This window comes from Mycobacterium sp. PS03-16, assembly GCF_004570325.1.
Lineage (GTDB): Bacteria > Actinomycetota > Actinomycetes > Mycobacteriales > Mycobacteriaceae > Mycobacterium.
On sequence record NZ_SPQO01000032.1, the window covers coordinates 20575 to 35396 of the forward strand.

The window sequence follows — 14822 nt, forward strand, 5'->3', positions numbered from 1 at the left end:
TCGATGCGCATGATCAGCCGTTGCCTATGGTGGCTGCCATGAGCACCGTCGCCGATGCCGATCGGGTCGCCGACCTCGCCCGCCGGGTGGTGGCCGAGCACGATCCGAAGACCGTGCCGATCCCCGAGTTCCTGGGCGCGTGTTACGACGCGGGACTGTCCTGGGTGAACTTCCCTGAGGGCCTCGGCGGGCTGGGCCTGTCGCGCGGGTTGCAGGCCGTGGCCGACCGCATCCTGCAGGGTGCCGGCGGACCGGTTCCGCTGGGGCTCAACCCGATGGGCTACGGCATGGCCGCACCCACGGTGCGCGAGCACGCGCAGACCGACGAGCTGAAGCGGTTCTGGCTGCGGCCGCTGGCCACCACCGAGGACATCTGGTGCCAGCTGTTCTCCGAACCCGGCGCGGGTTCGGACCTCGCCGGGCTCGCCACCTCAGCGGTGTTTGACGGTGACGACTGGGTGATCAACGGGCAGAAGGTGTGGACCAGCCTGGCCCACCGCGCCCGCTGGGGTCTGCTGCTGGCCCGGACCAATCCCGATGTGCCCAAGCACAAGGGGCTCACCTACTTCGTGATCGACATGCACGCCGCGGGGGTGCAGACCCGGCCGCTGCGTCAGCTGACCGGTCACGCAGAGTTCAACGAGGTGTACTTCAACGACGCCCGGATTCCCGACGCGCACCGCCTCGGCGCGGTCGACGACGGCTGGCGGGTCGCGATGACCACGCTGATGAACGAGCGCAGCGCACTCGGCGGCAGCGGAAGCCGTCGCGGCGCGGGCACCATCGCCGATGCGGTGGCGCTGTGGGCCTCGCGCCCGGACCGGCAGACCCCGGTGCTGCGCGATCGCCTTTCGGCGCTGTGGTTGCGCGCCGAGGCACAGCGGCTCACCTCGGAGCGCTCGCGGGCCTCGGCGACGGTCGGCGGGCCCGGGCCGGAGGGCTCGATCGGCAAACTCGTCGGCGCCGAACTCAACCAGCAGATCTATCAGTGGTGCATGGACTTCCTCGGCCCCGAAGGGGTGCTCTACCACAGCTATGCGATGGACAGCGCGGACGATTCGGACTGGCGCGGGCCCATCCAGCAGCGCTTCCTGCGCAGCCGTGCCAACACCATCGAGGGCGGCACGTCGGACGTGATGCGCAACATCCTGGGCGAGCGGGTGCTCGGCCTACCGGGTGATCTGCGGGCGGATGCGGGGATGCCGTGGAAGGAGGTGCCGCGTGGCTGAGGAGCTTGCGGATCAGCCCATGAAGGTGGCTGAGGAGCTTGCGGATCAGCCCATGAAGGTGGCTGAGGAGCTTGCGGATCAGCCCATGAAGGTGGCTGACACGTTTGTCTTCACCGAGGAGCAGGGGCAGCTGCGGGATGCGGTGCGGCGCTTCTGCGCCGACCATGTCGACGAGGCGGCCGTGCGCCGCATCATGGAATTCGATCCGCCGGTCGACCGCGCACTGTGGGCGCGCCTCGGCGGGGAACTGGGCGTGCTGGGGCTGTCGGTGCCCGAGGCCGACGGTGGCGTCGGCGGCACCCTGGTCGACCAGGCCGTGGCCGTCGAGGAGTTCGGCGCTGCGCTGGTGTGCGGCCCGCTGTTCGGGACCGTCTACCTTGGGGTCCCCGCGCTGGTCGCGGCGTCGGCCGGGCCGGAGCGCGACCAGCTGCTGGGCGACCTGGTCGAGGGGAGCCGCACCGCGGCGTTCGCCGCCGCGGAGTCCGCCGGTGCGTTCACACCGGACGCGGTACCCGTCACCGCCGAGGGCGACCGGCTGACCGGCACCCTGCCGCGCGTCGTGGACGGCGGCTCCGCCGACGTGCTCCTGGTGGCGGCCCGCCGTTCCGACGGCGTCGGCCTCTATGCGGTCGACGCGGACGGCGCCGGGGTCACCCGCACCCCGCTGGTCACCCTGGACCTGACCCGGCCGCAGGCCGCGGTGACGCTGGCCGACGCACCGGCGACGCTGATCGCCGGACCCGACGAGGCGCCCCGGGTCATCGAGCACGCGCTGCACGTCGGGGCGGCGCTGCTGGCCGTCGAACAGGTCGGCGCCGCAGCGCATCTGCTGGACCTGGCCGTCGACTACGCGAAGTCGCGGGTGCAGTTCGGCCGGCCGATCGGCTCGTTCCAGGCGGTCAAGCACCGGCTGGCCGACATGCTCGTCGACGCCGAGCACGCCCGGTCGACCGCCTACCACGCGGTGTGGGCACTGACCGACGGCTCCGACGACGCCGAGCTGTGCACGGCGATCGCGCAGGCGGTCTGCTCGGCGGCGTTGAGCCGGATCGCCGCGGACACCATCCAGGTGCTCGGCGGCATCGGGTTCACCTGGGAGCACCAGGCGCACCTGTACTTCAAGCGGGCGGTCACCAATGCCGCGCTGCTCGGCAGTGCCGAGGAGCACCGCGCCCGCGTGGCCGACCTGGTGCTCGACACCGCCGCACCCGAACGCGTCCCGCGGGTGGCGGCGGGCTGAACACCCGGCGCGGGCACGCGGCCACCCGGCGCGCACCCCGCGGAATCGCTATGCTGGCGCATTCCCCCTGAAGGGAGGAACGCCGATGGCCGGCCACATCCGGTTGACGTCACACAGCGGGGCACTCGACACCCCCGGAATCCTGTGGGGTGCGCCCACGGCGGCCGAACGCGGCCCGGTGATCGGCACGACCGCCAACCGCGCGCACCGCAACGTGATCGGCACGCACAGCGGGTCCTACAGCGTGTACCGGGCGCTCGCGGTCGCGGCCGGTGCGCTCAAGCGTGAGCACCGCGCCGACCTGACCGACACCGCGCCCACCGATGTCATCGGCCCCTACCCGCAGTGGCGGGAGCCGGACACGATCGTCAGCCTGGATCCGTGGGGCGCGGGCGTCGCCGAATCGTTCACCGCGGAACTGGCCGCCGGACATGACATCCGGCCGACGATCGCGGTCACCAAGGCGCACGTCATCCTGCCCGAGATCGCCGACGCGATCGCCAAGGGCCGGCTGGTGCCCGACGGCCGGATCCTGCTCGACAGCGGCGCGGCGCTGGTCACCAAGGCCGCCGTCGAACCGGTGTGGTGGCTGCCCGGCGTCGCGCAGCGCTTCGGCTGCAGCGAAACGGATCTGCGCCGCGTGCTGTTCGAGGAGACCGGGGGCATGTATCCCGAACTGGTGACCCGCTCGGACCTTGAGGTGTTCCTGCCGCCGATCGGCGGGCAGACCGTGTACATCTTCGGCAGCCCCGGCGATCTGGCGGATCCGTCGGTCGAACTGACCGCCCGGGTGCACGACGAGTGCAACGGCTCGGACGTGTTCGGCTCCGACATCTGCACCTGCCGGCCGTACCTCACCCACGCGATCGAGGAGTGCATCCGCGGCGCCCAGCACGGCGGCGTCGGACTGGTCGCCTACTCCCGCAAGGAGGGCCGGGCGCTCGGTGAGGTGACGAAGTTCCTGGTGTACAACGCGCGCAAGCGGCAGATCGGCGGCGACACCGCCGATCAGTACTTCGCCCGCACCGAATGCGTCGCGGGCGTACAGGACATGCGGTTCCAGGAACTGATGCCCGACGTCCTGCACTGGCTGGGCGTCCGCCGCATCCACCGCCTGGTGTCGATGAGCAACATGAAGTACGACGCCATCACCGGCTCGGGTATCGAGGTCAGCGAACGGGTCAACATCCCCGACGAGCTGATCCCGCCGGACGCCCGCGTGGAGATCGACGCGAAGATGGCGGCCGGGTACTTCACCCCCGGCCCGGTGCCGGACGCGGACGAGTTGAAGAAGGTCAAGGGCCGCGGGCTGCAGCAATGACGCACGCGGACAACGAGGTTGCGGCAGCCGCCCTGCGCAGCACCGCCGCCGTGCGCGAACGGTCCGGTCAGCTGCTGGCGCGTGCGCGGGCCGGCGACTCCCTCTGGTTCGAGGTGCACGCCGACGCGCTGGACGCCGCTGCCGGCGCGGTCGCCGACCTGACCCGCAGCCGCTATCCGGATCTGGCCATCCCGTTCCACAGCCGGTGGCGGCATTTCGAGGCCGGAGGGGTGGACCGGGTGGCCGGCCTGGCTGCCGGTCCGCAGGCGATGATCGACCTGGCCGTGGTCAGCGTGCTGCTCGACGCCGGCGCCGGCGCCGACTGGCAGTACACCGAAGCGGCGTCCGGGCAACGCTTCTGCCGGTCGGAGGGGCTGGCCGTCGCCAGTTGGCATGCGTTCGCCGACGGGGTGTTCTCGTCGGATCCGGCCGATCCGCTGCGGGTCGATGCCGACGGGCTGCGGGCGTTGACCACCGAGCGTCTGGGCGCAGCCTTCCAGGTCGGCGACGGCAATCCGCTGGTGGGCCTCGACGGTCGGGTGGAGTTGCTGCACCGCCTCGGCGACGCGGTGACCGCGGACGTGTTCGGCGGCCGCCCGGGCGGCCTGTTCGATACGCTCACCGACTCGGCGCGGACGGTGCACGCCCACGACATCCTGGCACTGCTGCTCGACACCTTGTCGCCGATCTGGTTGGCGGGCAACGTGGTCGGCGATGTCCCGCTGGGCGACTGCTGGCGCCACCCCGCCGTCACCGGCGATGCGGCGACCGCGGGCTGGGTGCCGTTTCACAAGTTGTCACAGTGGTTGACGTACTCGCTGCTCGAACCGTTCGACTGGGCGGGCGTCCCGGTGACCGGTGTCCACACGCTGACCGGCCTGCCCGAGTACCGCAACGGCGGCCTGCTGCTCGACACGGGCGTGCTCACGCTGCGCGACCCCGGATCCGCCGCCCGCACCTGGCAGGTGGGTGACGAGCTGATCGTCGAGTGGCGCGCGCTGACGGTGGCGCTGCTCGACGAGCTGGCCCCGCGGGTGTGTGCGCGGCTGGGCGCCGACCTGCCGCTGGCCTGCGTCCTGGAGGGCGGCACCTGGGCGGCGGGACGGCTGCTGGCCGGTCAGCGCCGTGGCGGGCTGCCACCGCTGACCATCGCCAGCGACGGCACGGTGTTCTGACGTCCGCGAGACCGAGGAGACAGATATGGGCGAGCTTCATCTCATCGACCACCCCCTGGTCGCGCACAAGCTCACGCTGATGCGCCGCAAAGACGCCTCGACCAGCAGTTTCCGGAGGCTGCTCAACGAGATCTCCGCGCTGATGGCCTACGAGGTGCTGCGCGACATCCCCACCCAGGACGTCGAGGTGGAGACGCCGCTGGAGACCACTGTCGGCAAGGTGATCGACGGGAAGAAGCTGGTGTTCGTCTCGATCCTGCGGGCCGGCACCGGCATCCTCGACGGCATGCTCGCGGTGGTACCGGGCGCCCGGGTGGGCCACATCGGGCTCTACCGGGATCCGAAAACGCTTGTCGCGGTGGAGTACTACTTCAAGATGCCGGCCGACCTCGAGGAGCGCGACGTCGTGGTGGTCGACCCGATGCTGGCCACCGGCAACTCCGCGGTGGCGGCAGTGGACCGGCTCAAGGAGTGCCGGCCCAAGTCGGTGAAGTTCGTGTGCCTGCTGACCTGCCCGGAAGGCATCGCCGCCATGCACGAGGCGCACCCCGACGTGCCGATCTACACCGCGGCCGTGGACCGGCAACTCGACGAGCACGGCTACATCCGGCCGGGTCTCGGCGACGCGGGCGACCGGATCTTCGGCACCAAGTAGCTGCTCAGACGCACACGCCGGAGCGGTCGACGGCGACCTGCCGGAACGCCTGGCAGTCGCAGCGCGCGTACGGGTGGTCCGATGCCTCGTCGACGACGCAGTGGGTACACCCGCGGCACGCTCCCGCGATGCCATGTTCGGGATGCAGGTGGCCGCACTCGCATCGCGCCGACAGTCTTGCCTCCATATCGCGGTCATTCGGAGCGACGCCGCTGCCGGACGGTGTGGATCGCGCCACATCGCGACGTTTGATCACCAGTCCCGACGGGCACGGTTGGGGCCATGACACCCGTGTGGGAATGCGTCGTGGTGGGCGGCGGTGCGGCGGGGTTGAGCGCCGCGCTGGTACTGGGCCGGGCGCGGCGGCGCACCCTGCTGGTCGACGCCGGGCAGCAGAGCAACCGGATGTCGTCGGGCATCGGCGGCCTTCTCGGGTTCGATCAGCGCCCGCCGACGGAGCTCTACGAGGCGGGCCGCCGCGACCTGCAGAAGTACCCGACCGTGGAGGTCCGCGACGGCACCGTCGTACACGGCACCCCGCAGGACGACGGCTTCTTGCTCGAGCTCGACGGCGGTGACCAGGTGACGGCGCGGCGGGTGATGCTGACGACCGGTATGGAGTATTGCCCACCGGATCTGCCGGGCCTGTCACCGCTGTGGGGACACACGGTGTTCCAGTGCCCCTTCTGTCATGGCTGGGAGATGCGCGACAAGCGGCTGGCGTCACTGGCCGCCGGCGACGAAGCGGTCCACGCTGCGCTGATGCTGCGTGGCTGGAGCGACGACGTCGTGCTGCTGACCGACGGCCACCCGCAGCTCACCGGGTCTGACCTCGACCGTCTACGCGCCGCGGACATCACGATCGACGACCGCCGGATCGCCGAGCTGATCGGCGAGGGTGAGCAACTGACCGCGATCGCGTTCGCCGACGGCAGCCGCCTGGAGCGCGACGGGCTGCTGGTGGAGGCACCGCTGCGACAGCGCTCGAAGCTGGCCGAACAGCTCGGGGCCTCGTGCACGCCGGGACCGCTGGCCGCCGACACCATCGGCATCGACGCGCTGCACCGCACGACGGCGCCGACCGTGTTCGCCGCCGGCGACACCTGCACCGAACAGCCGTACGTCGCGGGAGCCATCGCCGCGGGCGCACAAGCCGCGATGATCGTCGCCCAGAGCCTGCTCTCCGAGCAGTTCGGAATGCCCTACCCGCCAGACGAGGACGACTGACGCGGCTGCACCGGCGCCGGGTGACAGCGGCGTCTCGGTCGGGCGGCGATGCGGTGTCGGCCCGCGCGCGAAGCCCGGCGATGCTGCCATCATCGGACGAGTGGCAGGAACGGCGACGACGACCGATATCGGATTGGCGGCCCGCTTCTCGGCGCTGGCGTCCCTCGGCGCCGCCGTGGTGCACGTCGCGGTGGTGCCGGCGCACTGGCGGGAGTGGGTGCCCGCAGGCATGTTCTTCGTCGTCCTCGCGCTGTTCCAGTTGATTTGGGCGCGTGCGGTTCTCACCCGGACGACGGCGCCGGTGCTCATCGCCGGGATCGCACTCAACGCCGGCGCCGTCGCGCTGTGGGCGTCGTCGAGAACGGTGGGCGCGCCGTTCGGCCCGCACGCCGGGCAGGCCGAACTGGTCGCGGCCGCCGACCTGTGCGCGGCACTGCTGCAGATCTATGTCGTCATGGGCGCCGGCTGGGTGTGGCACCGGGGCCGCCGGGGCGGGCCGATCCCGGCGGCCGCGAACGTGGCCCTCTCACTCGGGGCGCTCACCGTCGTCGCCTTGGCGTCGACCGTGGGGGTGGCGTCGGGTCTCCGGCACGGCCACCACGGGCCGGCCGAAGCGCATCACGGTCACCAGCCCATGCCGCCGGCGGTCGCGCCGGGACCCGCCGAGGTCCCGATCATCCCGGCCCCGCCTCCCCCGACGGCGCAGCCGTCACACGACGGCCACGGCGATCACCACCACTAGTGCCCGATGACGCCGGCCTGAGAGTTCCGGTCTCTGAGCCGGTGATCCCGTCGGCCACGGAGACCACCAGACCGCCCAGCATGAACGCGGCGATCGCCGCGACCAGCCCGCCCGTGCTGAGCGCGGGGATGAACCGCCGCGCACCGGTCACCTCACCGCCGCCGTGGTGATACTCGTGGGTCAACGCGTGGCCCTTGCCCCTCGACAGCAGGTAGCGGTTGACCGGGTAGGCGGCGAAGAACGCCGCCGTCAGAGCGATCGCCATCCCGATCCAGAAGATCGGGTTGACCAGGCCGGCGTTCATGGCGCCGGGAATGACCGCCATCACGGCGTTGTCCACGACCTCCATCGTCAGGATCGACAGCGTGTCCGCGGCGAGGACGACGCTCAGCGCGGTGCCCAGTGCGAGCCCGGCCCGCAGCAGCGGCAGCGTCGACAGCGTGTAGCCGAACAGGAACGCCAGCGCGACCGCCAACGCGATGGTCGCGATGTTCCCCAACCCCAACGCGGTGCCGATGATCAGGCCCAGAATCTCGCCGATCGCGCACCCGGTCAGACAGTGCAGGGTCGCACTCAACGCCATGGCGTTGGACGAGCCCATGTCGTGATGGTCGTCGGCGTCGTGGCCGTGCTCGTGGTGTGTCTCTGCCGGCATGCTCATTCTGACTCCTCAACCTGCCGCGCCTCCGGGTCGGATGCCCCGAGCCCGCCGGCACCAAACATACCCCCGGGGGGTATAGTCCGCAAGTGGGTCACGCGACGCTGCGCACCGTCCCCCCGTCGACGCGCAGGTCCGCTCCGCTGATGTATCCCGCGTGCGCACTCGCCAGGAACGTCACGGCGGCGGCGACCTCCTCGGGCCTGCCGAACCGCCCGATGTCATTGGGGAACCACTCGCCGGCCGCGGCCGTCTCGATGTCCTCCCATGCCGGCCCCCAACCGTGCTCGACCGCGACGCGAGTGGCCATCTCGCGCACCGGGTCGGTGAGGATGGCGCCGGGCGCGACGATGTTGGCGGTCACGCCGGTGCCGGCCAGTTCGCGCGCCAACGACACCGTCAGGTTGTGCCGGGCCGCCAGCGTGGCGTTGTAGTGCGGTTGCATGGCGGCCGGCTGGACGGCCAGACCACCGCCGATCTGAATCACCCGGCCCCATCCGCGGTTTCGCATGCCCGGGACAAGATGCGTGATCATCCGGACGCCGGAGATCACGTTCATCGCATAGAGGCGCTCCCAGTGTTGCGCGGTCACCGCCGTCCACGGCAGTCCGTCGTAGAAACCGGCGTTGTTGACCAGGATGTCGACCTCGCCGCAGGCCTGCGCCACTGCGGCGGCCCCGTCGTCGCCGGTGAGGTCGCCGAGCACGGCCACGGCGTCCCCGCCTCGCGACCGGATCCGCTCCACGACCTGCCGCGCGCGTTCGGCGTCCCGGCCGTGCACCACCACAGAAACCCCTTCACCGGCCATCATCTCGGCGATTGCCCGCCCCAGTCCGGCGGTGGAGCCCGTGACCAGTGCCCGCTTCCCCGATATGCCCATGTCCATGACGCGCCTCCTATGTCTACACTCGTATACTTGGCAGACGCCGGCCGGCGCGCGTCTATTCCCGACGGGTGGCGCGACCGACGAAAGGAGGAGCACCCGGTGGAACTGCGGACGTACTCACTGGCGAGCCGGGACGCGCTGCGCCACTACGTCGACGTCTTCTGGCCGCGGCACATCCGGACGCTCGGCAGGTACGGCATCACCGTCCACGGCGTGTGGACCGACACCACCTCCGACGCCAACGACGTCATCGCGCTGATCGGCTATCCGCCGGGCGCCGACCCGTTGCGGCTGGCGCAGCGATACCGGGCGAGCAGCGACTTCGCCCGGGACCACGCGGATTTCGACACCACTCTGATCGTGTCCACCCGCGTCACCGCTCTGCAGCCGATCGCTGCCTCACCCCTGCGGTAAGTCCCGGTGTCCAACCGTCCGCGCAATGCCGCCGCCACCCGCGAGGCCATCCTGCATTCGGCCGTCCGGCACTTTGCGCGCGCCGGATACGACGGCGTCGGTGTCCGGCAGATCGCCCAGGACGCCGGAGTGACCGCCATGCTGGTGAACCGGTACTTCGGTTCGAAAGAGCTCCTGTTCGCCGAAGCCGTCGACGCGGCGTTCGCATCCCCGGTGTTCATCGCGGAGCGGTCGAGCGCGCTCGCCGCCGACACCGCCGCTTCGCTGGTGAGGGGCACCGATCCGTCCGGCGACGCACCGGAGGCCTTCCTGATCCTGCTGCGCTCGGTGTCGGACCCGGCCGCGGTGCCGATCGTGCGCGCGGCGATCGAACGGCACGTCGGCCGCCGGCTGGCCGCACAGCTCGACCGGCCGGATCACGAACTGCGCAGCGAGCTCGTGCTTTCGGTGATCAGCGGCGTCTTGCTGATGCGGCGCGTCGTGGGCACCACGGCCCTCACCGACGTCGCGCCGGACGACCTCGCCGCGCTCCTCCTGCCGGTGTTGACGACCATCATCGACGGCCCAGCCGACTGACCCGGCACTGTCACCTCACCGCCGACCACACCGCCATGGCCCCCGCCACGAAGACCAGCACGAGTACCGCACGCCGGAATGCCCCCTCCGGCACATGCTTACCGAGCACGATGCCCGCGACGTTGCCGACGATCCCCGCCAGCACCAGCAGGAGCAACTGCGGCTGCAACATGGCCGCGACCGCCTGTCCGCCCGCGGCCAGGATGAGGATGGCCGCGCAGTTGACGATGACGAAGTAGGCGGCCAGGTCGGCGATGAACTGCGCGGCCGGCAGGCGCGCCCGAAGCAGCAGCAGGACCGGGGGTGGACCGCTCAACGACGTTGTGGTCCCGAGGAATCCGCCCAGCAGGCCGGTCATCGCGAGCCCGCCGGCTGACGGGTCCGACGGCTCCGTCCCGGCGAACGGCAGGGCCATGGCGACCGCGCACAGCATCACCGCGACCCCCGCCGTGATCTGGAGCTGTTGCTGCGGGAGGGCCGCCAGCATCGCCGCACCGGCCAGCGCGCCGGGGACACTGCATCCGCCGAGGTATCCGACCCGGCGCCAGTCGATCAGCCGCCGCGAGTCGTACGCCGCGTGCAGGCGCGTGATCGCGCCGACCAACAGGTTGACGAACACCACGTAGGGCAGATCGAAACCCGCCATCAACATGAACGGCGTGGCGATCAGCGCGTTGCCGAAGCCGGTGATGCCGCCGATCGCCGCAGCGAGGCCGATCGTCAGCGCGCCCGCGAGCAGCAGCAACGGCCGTCCCCCTTCGCTGCCACCGCCGGCCTACGCCTCCACCGCATCGATCGCCCGGTAGATCCGCTGCTCGCTGACCGGCCGCGCGGTGCCCAGTTGCTGCGCCCACAGGCTCACCCGCAGCTCCTCGATCATCCGGCCGATGTCGCGCACGTCCTCGGCGGCGGCGCGAGCAGGTGAAAGCGATTGCCGCAGTTCGTCATACGCCGCGGTCACGGCGGCCACGCGGGCCATCCGGTCACGGTCGGCGTTCAGCCCCTGCGGTAAGCGCTCCAGCCGCCGCCCCACCGCCATCAGGTACCGCGTCAGATTCGCCAGATGCGCCGCCCCCGTCGCGCAGACGAATCCCGCGGGCAGCAGCGCCGCCACCTGAGCGCGGATGTCGGCGATCGACTCCGCGTGGGCGGGCGGCGGCGTCGCGGGCAGCGCCACCTGCACCTGCTGCGCGGCGGCCAGCACCTTCTCCACCCGCCCGAGGATGTCCAGCGTCGTCGGCACCAGCGAACCGCTCACCCGCTGCACCAGCGCGGTGAACTGCGCACGCGTCCAGACCGGGTCGCGCACCATCGCGTCGACCGCCGCGTCGGCGCAGTCGTCGATCAGCGCGCCCAGCGAGCCGTCCGGATTCGCGCCGAGCGCCAACCGCTGCCGGGTGTCCAGCGCCCGTTCGACGTTCTTGGCCGGCGACGGCGCCGACAACCGCAGCAGCCGCCGCAGCCCAGGGCCCATCGCCGCGCGCTGCTCGGCCGGCGTCGGGAACACCCGCACGTCGACGGCGGCGCCGGTGTCGACGAACGCCGGATAGCCCAGCACGCGGTGCCCGCCCGAGGTGCGCTCCACCGACCGCGGCAGCTCGTCGAGATCATCGGGCCAGCCCCGCAATCCGGTGCGCTCGATCCCGTCGGCGACCGCGCGGGCGACCGCCTGGCGCACCGGCGCGGCCAACTGCTCCTGCAGGGTCCCGAGGTCCTTGCCGCGGGCCACCTCCTTGCCACCGGCCTCGACCGCGAACGTCACCCGCAGGTGCGCCGGGATCTTCTCCAGATCGAAGGCGTCGATCGGCACCGTCACGCCGCTGCGCCGCCACAGTTCGTGCTGCAGACTGTCCAGCAACGGACCCGTGCCGGGGTCCATCGTGCGGAGCACCTCCCGCGCGGTGTCGCGCGCGGGCACGAAGTTGCGGCGCAGATCCTTGGGCAGCGACTTGATCAGCGACGTGACCAGTTCCTCACGCAGCGCCGGGACGTGCCAGGCGAATTCGTCACCGCCGAGGCGGGCCAGCACTTCGACCGGCACGTGCACGGTGATGCCGTCGTCGGCCGCCCCGGGTTCGAAGCGGTAGGTCAGCGGCAGCGACAGATCACCGGCCTGCCAGGCGTCGGGCAGATCGTCGGCGTCCTCGGCGCGCAGCAGATCGTCGCGCGTCATCGTCAGCAGGTCCGGGGTGCGGTGCCGCTGTTTGCGCCACCACGCGTCGAAATGCCGTGCGGAGACGACGTTCTCGGGGATCCGCGAGGCGTAGAACCCGAACACCTCCTCGTCGCCGACCAACAGGTCGCGCCGCCGGGCCCGCTCCTCGACCTCCTCGAGTTCGGCCCGCAGCCGGGCGTTGTCGCGGAAGAAGTGATGCTTGGTCTGCCAGTCCCCCTCGACCAGCGCGTGCCGGATGAACAACTCCCGCGCCAGGTCCGGCTCGATCTGGGCGTAGTTGACCCGCCGGCGCGGCACCAGCGGCAGCCCGTAGAGCGTCACGCGTTCGAACGCCATCACCGCGCCGCGCTGCGCATCCCAGTGGGGCTCGCTGTAGGTGCGGGCCACCAGGTCGCCGGCGACGCGTTCCACCGTGTCGGGGTCGATGCGCGCGCCGATGCGGCCGAACAGCCGGCTGGTCTCCACCAGGTCGGCCACGACGATCCACCGCGGCGGCCGCTTCGTCAGCACCGAGCCGGGCGCCAGCACGAACCGCGAGTTCCGCGCGCCCTGATAGTCGCGGGTGTCGCCGTCGCGCAGCCCGATGTGCGACAGCAGCCCGGCCAGCAGCGCGGCATGCACGCTGGCCGGCGACGCCGGTTCGCTGGATTCCCGGATCCCCAGATCGCCGGCGATGCTGCGCAGCTGCCCGGTGAGGTCCTGCCACTCGCGGATCCGCAGGTAGTGCAGGAACTCGTCGCGACACATCCGCCGAAACGAGCTGCCGGAGCGTTCCTTGCGCTGCTCTCCCAGATACCGCCACAGGTTCAGGTAGGAGACGAAGTCGGAGTGCTCGTCGGCGAACCGGGCGTGCTTCTGCCGGGCGGCGTCCTCCCGCTCGGCGGGCCGCTCGCGCGGGTCCGGGATCGACAGTGCCGCCGCGAGCACCAGCACCTCACGCACGCAGCCCTCGGCGTCGGCGGCCAGGATCATCCGTCCGATCCGGGGGTCGAGCGGCAACCGCGCCAGCCGGCGGCCGACGTCGGTCAGTGCCGCCGACTGGTCGAACGCGCCGAGCTCCTGCAGCAGCGTCACCCCGTCGCGGATGCTGCGCCGATCGGGCGGGTCCAGGAACGGGAAGCTCTCCACGTCACCGAGGCCCAGCGCGGCCATCTGGAGGATCACCGCGGCCAGGTTGGTCCGCAGGATCTCCGGATCGGTGTAGCGGGGCCGCGCCTCGAAGTCCTCCTCGGAGTACAGCCGGATACACACGCCCGGCGCGGTGCGCCCCGACCGGCCGGCCCGCTGCGCCGCGGACGCCTGGGAGATCGGCTCGATCGGCAGCCGCTGCACCTTGGTGCGGCGGCTGTAGCGCGAGATGCGCGCGGTGCCCGGGTCGACGACGTAGCGGATACCGGGCACGGTCAGCGACGTCTCGGCGACGTTGGTGGCCAGCACCACTCGCCGCCCGGAATGACTCGGCTGGAACACCCGCTGCTGGTCGGCGGTCGGCAGCCGGGCGTAGAGCGGCAGCACCTCGGTGTTGGAAAGCTCACCGCGCAACACCTCGGCGGTGTCGCGGATCTCCCGCTCCCCGGACAGGAACACCAGTACGTCGCCGGGTGGTTCGGCCTCCAGTTCGCGGACGGCGTCGACGATCGCGTCGGTCTGGTCGCGCATCTCCACGCGGACGATCTCGTGGTCGGGATCGTCGGGGTCGTCCTGGTCGTCGGCCAGTACCGGCACCTCCAGCGGCCGGTAGCGGATCTCGACGGGATACGTACGCCCCGACACCTCGACGATCGGCGCCGGCGCCCCGACGGTGCCGAAATGCTCAGCAAAGCGCTCCGGCTCGATGGTGGCCGAGGTGACGATCACCTTCAGGTCGGGTCGGCGCGGCAGCAGTTCGCGCAGATAGCCGAGCAGGAAGTCGATGTTGAGGCTGCGTTCGTGGGCCTCGTCCAGGATCAGGGTGTCGTAGCGCAGCAGCCGCCGGTCACGCTGGATCTCGGCGAGCAGGATGCCGTCGGTCATCAGCTTCACCAGGGTGCGGTCCGAGGCCTGGTCGGTGAACCGCACGGTGTAGCCCACGGTCTCCCCCAGCGGGGTGCCCAGCTCGTCGGCGACGCGCTGGGCGACGGTGCGCGCGGCCAGTCGTCGGGGCTGGGTGTGGCCGATGGTGCCGCGGATGCCCCGGCCCAGTTCCAGGCAGATCTTCGGCAGCTGCGTGGTCTTGCCGGACCCCGTCGCGCCGGCGACCACGACCACCTGGTGGGCGCGGATCGCGTCGGCGATGTCGTCGCGTCGCTCGCTGACCGGCAGATCGGGGTAGGTGATTGCGGGCACCGCCGCGGTGCGGGTCGCGATGAGCTGTTCGCCGGTCGCGATCTGCCGCTCGATCTGGGCGAGCTTGTCGGCGGTGAGGCGGCGGTCCTTGAGGCGGCGGCCGAGGCGGGCCGCGTCGCGGTAGGTCAGCCCGTCGAGGCGGTCGCGCAGCGCGCGCAGCTCGTCACGGGAGGGTTCGGACACTCGCGCCAGGATAGG

General features: G+C 71.5%; 13 protein-coding genes. 9 read left to right on the forward strand and 4 right to left on the reverse strand.

Annotation, left to right across the window (positions count from 1 at the left end):
• The first annotated feature begins 38 nt into the window (after positions 1-38).
• The 7 genes from E4P42_RS21485 to E4P42_RS21520 all read left to right on the forward strand — a co-directional run bounded on the left by E4P42_RS21485 (position 39) and on the right by E4P42_RS21520 (position 7589).
• Positions 39-1229: an acyl-CoA dehydrogenase family protein gene (locus E4P42_RS21485; RefSeq protein WP_135128105.1), complete on the forward strand. Its 1191-nt coding sequence runs from the start codon at positions 39-41 to the stop codon at positions 1227-1229.
• Between the two features lie 91 nt (positions 1230-1320).
• On the forward strand, positions 1321-2469 hold the full coding sequence (locus E4P42_RS21495; RefSeq protein WP_135128145.1) for an acyl-CoA dehydrogenase family protein: 1149 nt from the start codon (positions 1321-1323) through the stop codon (positions 2467-2469).
• 85 nt (positions 2470-2554) lie between these two features.
• Entirely contained in the window at positions 2555-3790 is a 1236-nt protein-coding gene (locus E4P42_RS21500; protein ID WP_135128106.1) for a GTP cyclohydrolase II, read from the forward strand.
• Positions 3787-4965 (forward strand): URC4/urg3 family protein, encoded by a 1179-nt coding sequence (locus E4P42_RS21505; RefSeq protein WP_135128108.1) that lies wholly within the window; start codon positions 3787-3789, stop codon positions 4963-4965. Before E4P42_RS21500 ends, E4P42_RS21505 begins: the two co-directional genes overlap by 4 nt.
• Before the next feature lie 25 nt (positions 4966-4990).
• The gene (upp, locus tag E4P42_RS21510; RefSeq protein WP_135128110.1) at positions 4991-5620 is read left to right on the forward strand and encodes a uracil phosphoribosyltransferase; all 630 of its coding nucleotides are present in this window, start codon (positions 4991-4993) and stop codon (positions 5618-5620) included.
• A 282-nt stretch (positions 5621-5902) separates the two neighbouring features.
• The gene (locus E4P42_RS21515; RefSeq protein ID WP_135128111.1) at positions 5903-6847 is read left to right on the forward strand and encodes an NAD(P)/FAD-dependent oxidoreductase; all 945 of its coding nucleotides are present in this window, start codon (positions 5903-5905) and stop codon (positions 6845-6847) included.
• Between the two features lie 100 nt (positions 6848-6947).
• Positions 6948-7589 carry a hypothetical protein gene (locus tag E4P42_RS21520; RefSeq protein WP_245234160.1) on the forward strand — a complete coding sequence of 214 codons (642 nt, stop codon included), beginning with the start codon at positions 6948-6950 and terminating at the stop codon, positions 7587-7589.
• Here E4P42_RS21520 and E4P42_RS21525 read toward each other — a convergent pair.
• Together E4P42_RS21525 and E4P42_RS21530 are read right to left on the reverse strand one after the other, a co-directional pair.
• Entirely contained in the window at positions 7522-8250 is a 729-nt protein-coding gene (locus E4P42_RS21525; protein WP_245234161.1) for a DUF4396 domain-containing protein, read from the reverse strand. The genes E4P42_RS21520 and E4P42_RS21525 overlap by 68 nt on opposite strands.
• A gap of 91 nt (positions 8251-8341) precedes the next feature.
• Positions 8342-9133, reverse strand: a complete 792-nt coding sequence (locus E4P42_RS21530; protein ID WP_135128114.1) for an SDR family NAD(P)-dependent oxidoreductase — start codon at positions 9131-9133, stop codon at positions 8342-8344.
• 99 nt (positions 9134-9232) lie between these two features.
• Here E4P42_RS21530 and E4P42_RS21535 point away from each other — a divergent pair, with 99 nt between their 5' ends.
• Both E4P42_RS21535 and E4P42_RS21540 read left to right on the forward strand, forming a co-directional pair.
• Positions 9233-9547, forward strand: coding sequence for an NIPSNAP family protein (locus E4P42_RS21535; protein WP_135128116.1), 315 nt, complete (start codon positions 9233-9235; stop codon positions 9545-9547).
• A 6-nt stretch (positions 9548-9553) separates the two neighbouring features.
• Positions 9554-10123, forward strand: a complete 570-nt coding sequence (locus E4P42_RS21540) for a TetR/AcrR family transcriptional regulator (protein WP_135128117.1) — start codon at positions 9554-9556, stop codon at positions 10121-10123.
• 10 nt (positions 10124-10133) lie between these two features.
• Here the strand turns inward: E4P42_RS21540 and E4P42_RS21545 are convergent, their stop codons facing one another.
• Positions 10134-10868, reverse strand: coding sequence for a sulfite exporter TauE/SafE family protein (locus tag E4P42_RS21545; protein ID WP_135128119.1), 735 nt, complete (start codon positions 10866-10868; stop codon positions 10134-10136).
• Between the two features lie 30 nt (positions 10869-10898).
• Entirely contained in the window at positions 10899-14807 is a 3909-nt protein-coding gene (hrpA, locus tag E4P42_RS21550; protein ID WP_135128121.1) for an ATP-dependent RNA helicase HrpA, read from the reverse strand.
• Positions 14808-14822: the final 15 nt, after the last annotated feature.

Bases quoted from the DNA above. Each gene is read 5' to 3' on its own strand.
- E4P42_RS21485 (WP_135128105.1), top strand. From the start codon at position 39: ATGAGCACCGTCGCCGATGCCGATCGGGTCGCCGACCTCGCCCGCCGG.
- E4P42_RS21500 (WP_135128106.1), top strand. From the start codon at position 2,555: ATGGCCGGCCACATCCGGTTGACGTCACACAGCGGGGCACTCGACACC.
- E4P42_RS21505 (WP_135128108.1), top strand. From the start codon at position 3,787: ATGACGCACGCGGACAACGAGGTTGCGGCAGCCGCCCTGCGCAGCACC.
- upp (WP_135128110.1), top strand. From the start codon at position 4,991: ATGGGCGAGCTTCATCTCATCGACCACCCCCTGGTCGCGCACAAGCTC.
- E4P42_RS21515 (WP_135128111.1), top strand. From the start codon at position 5,903: ATGACACCCGTGTGGGAATGCGTCGTGGTGGGCGGCGGTGCGGCGGGG.
- E4P42_RS21525 (WP_245234161.1), bottom strand. From the start codon at position 8,250: ATGAGCATGCCGGCAGAGACACACCACGAGCACGGCCACGACGCCGAC.
- E4P42_RS21530 (WP_135128114.1), bottom strand. From the start codon at position 9,133: ATGGACATGGGCATATCGGGGAAGCGGGCACTGGTCACGGGCTCCACC.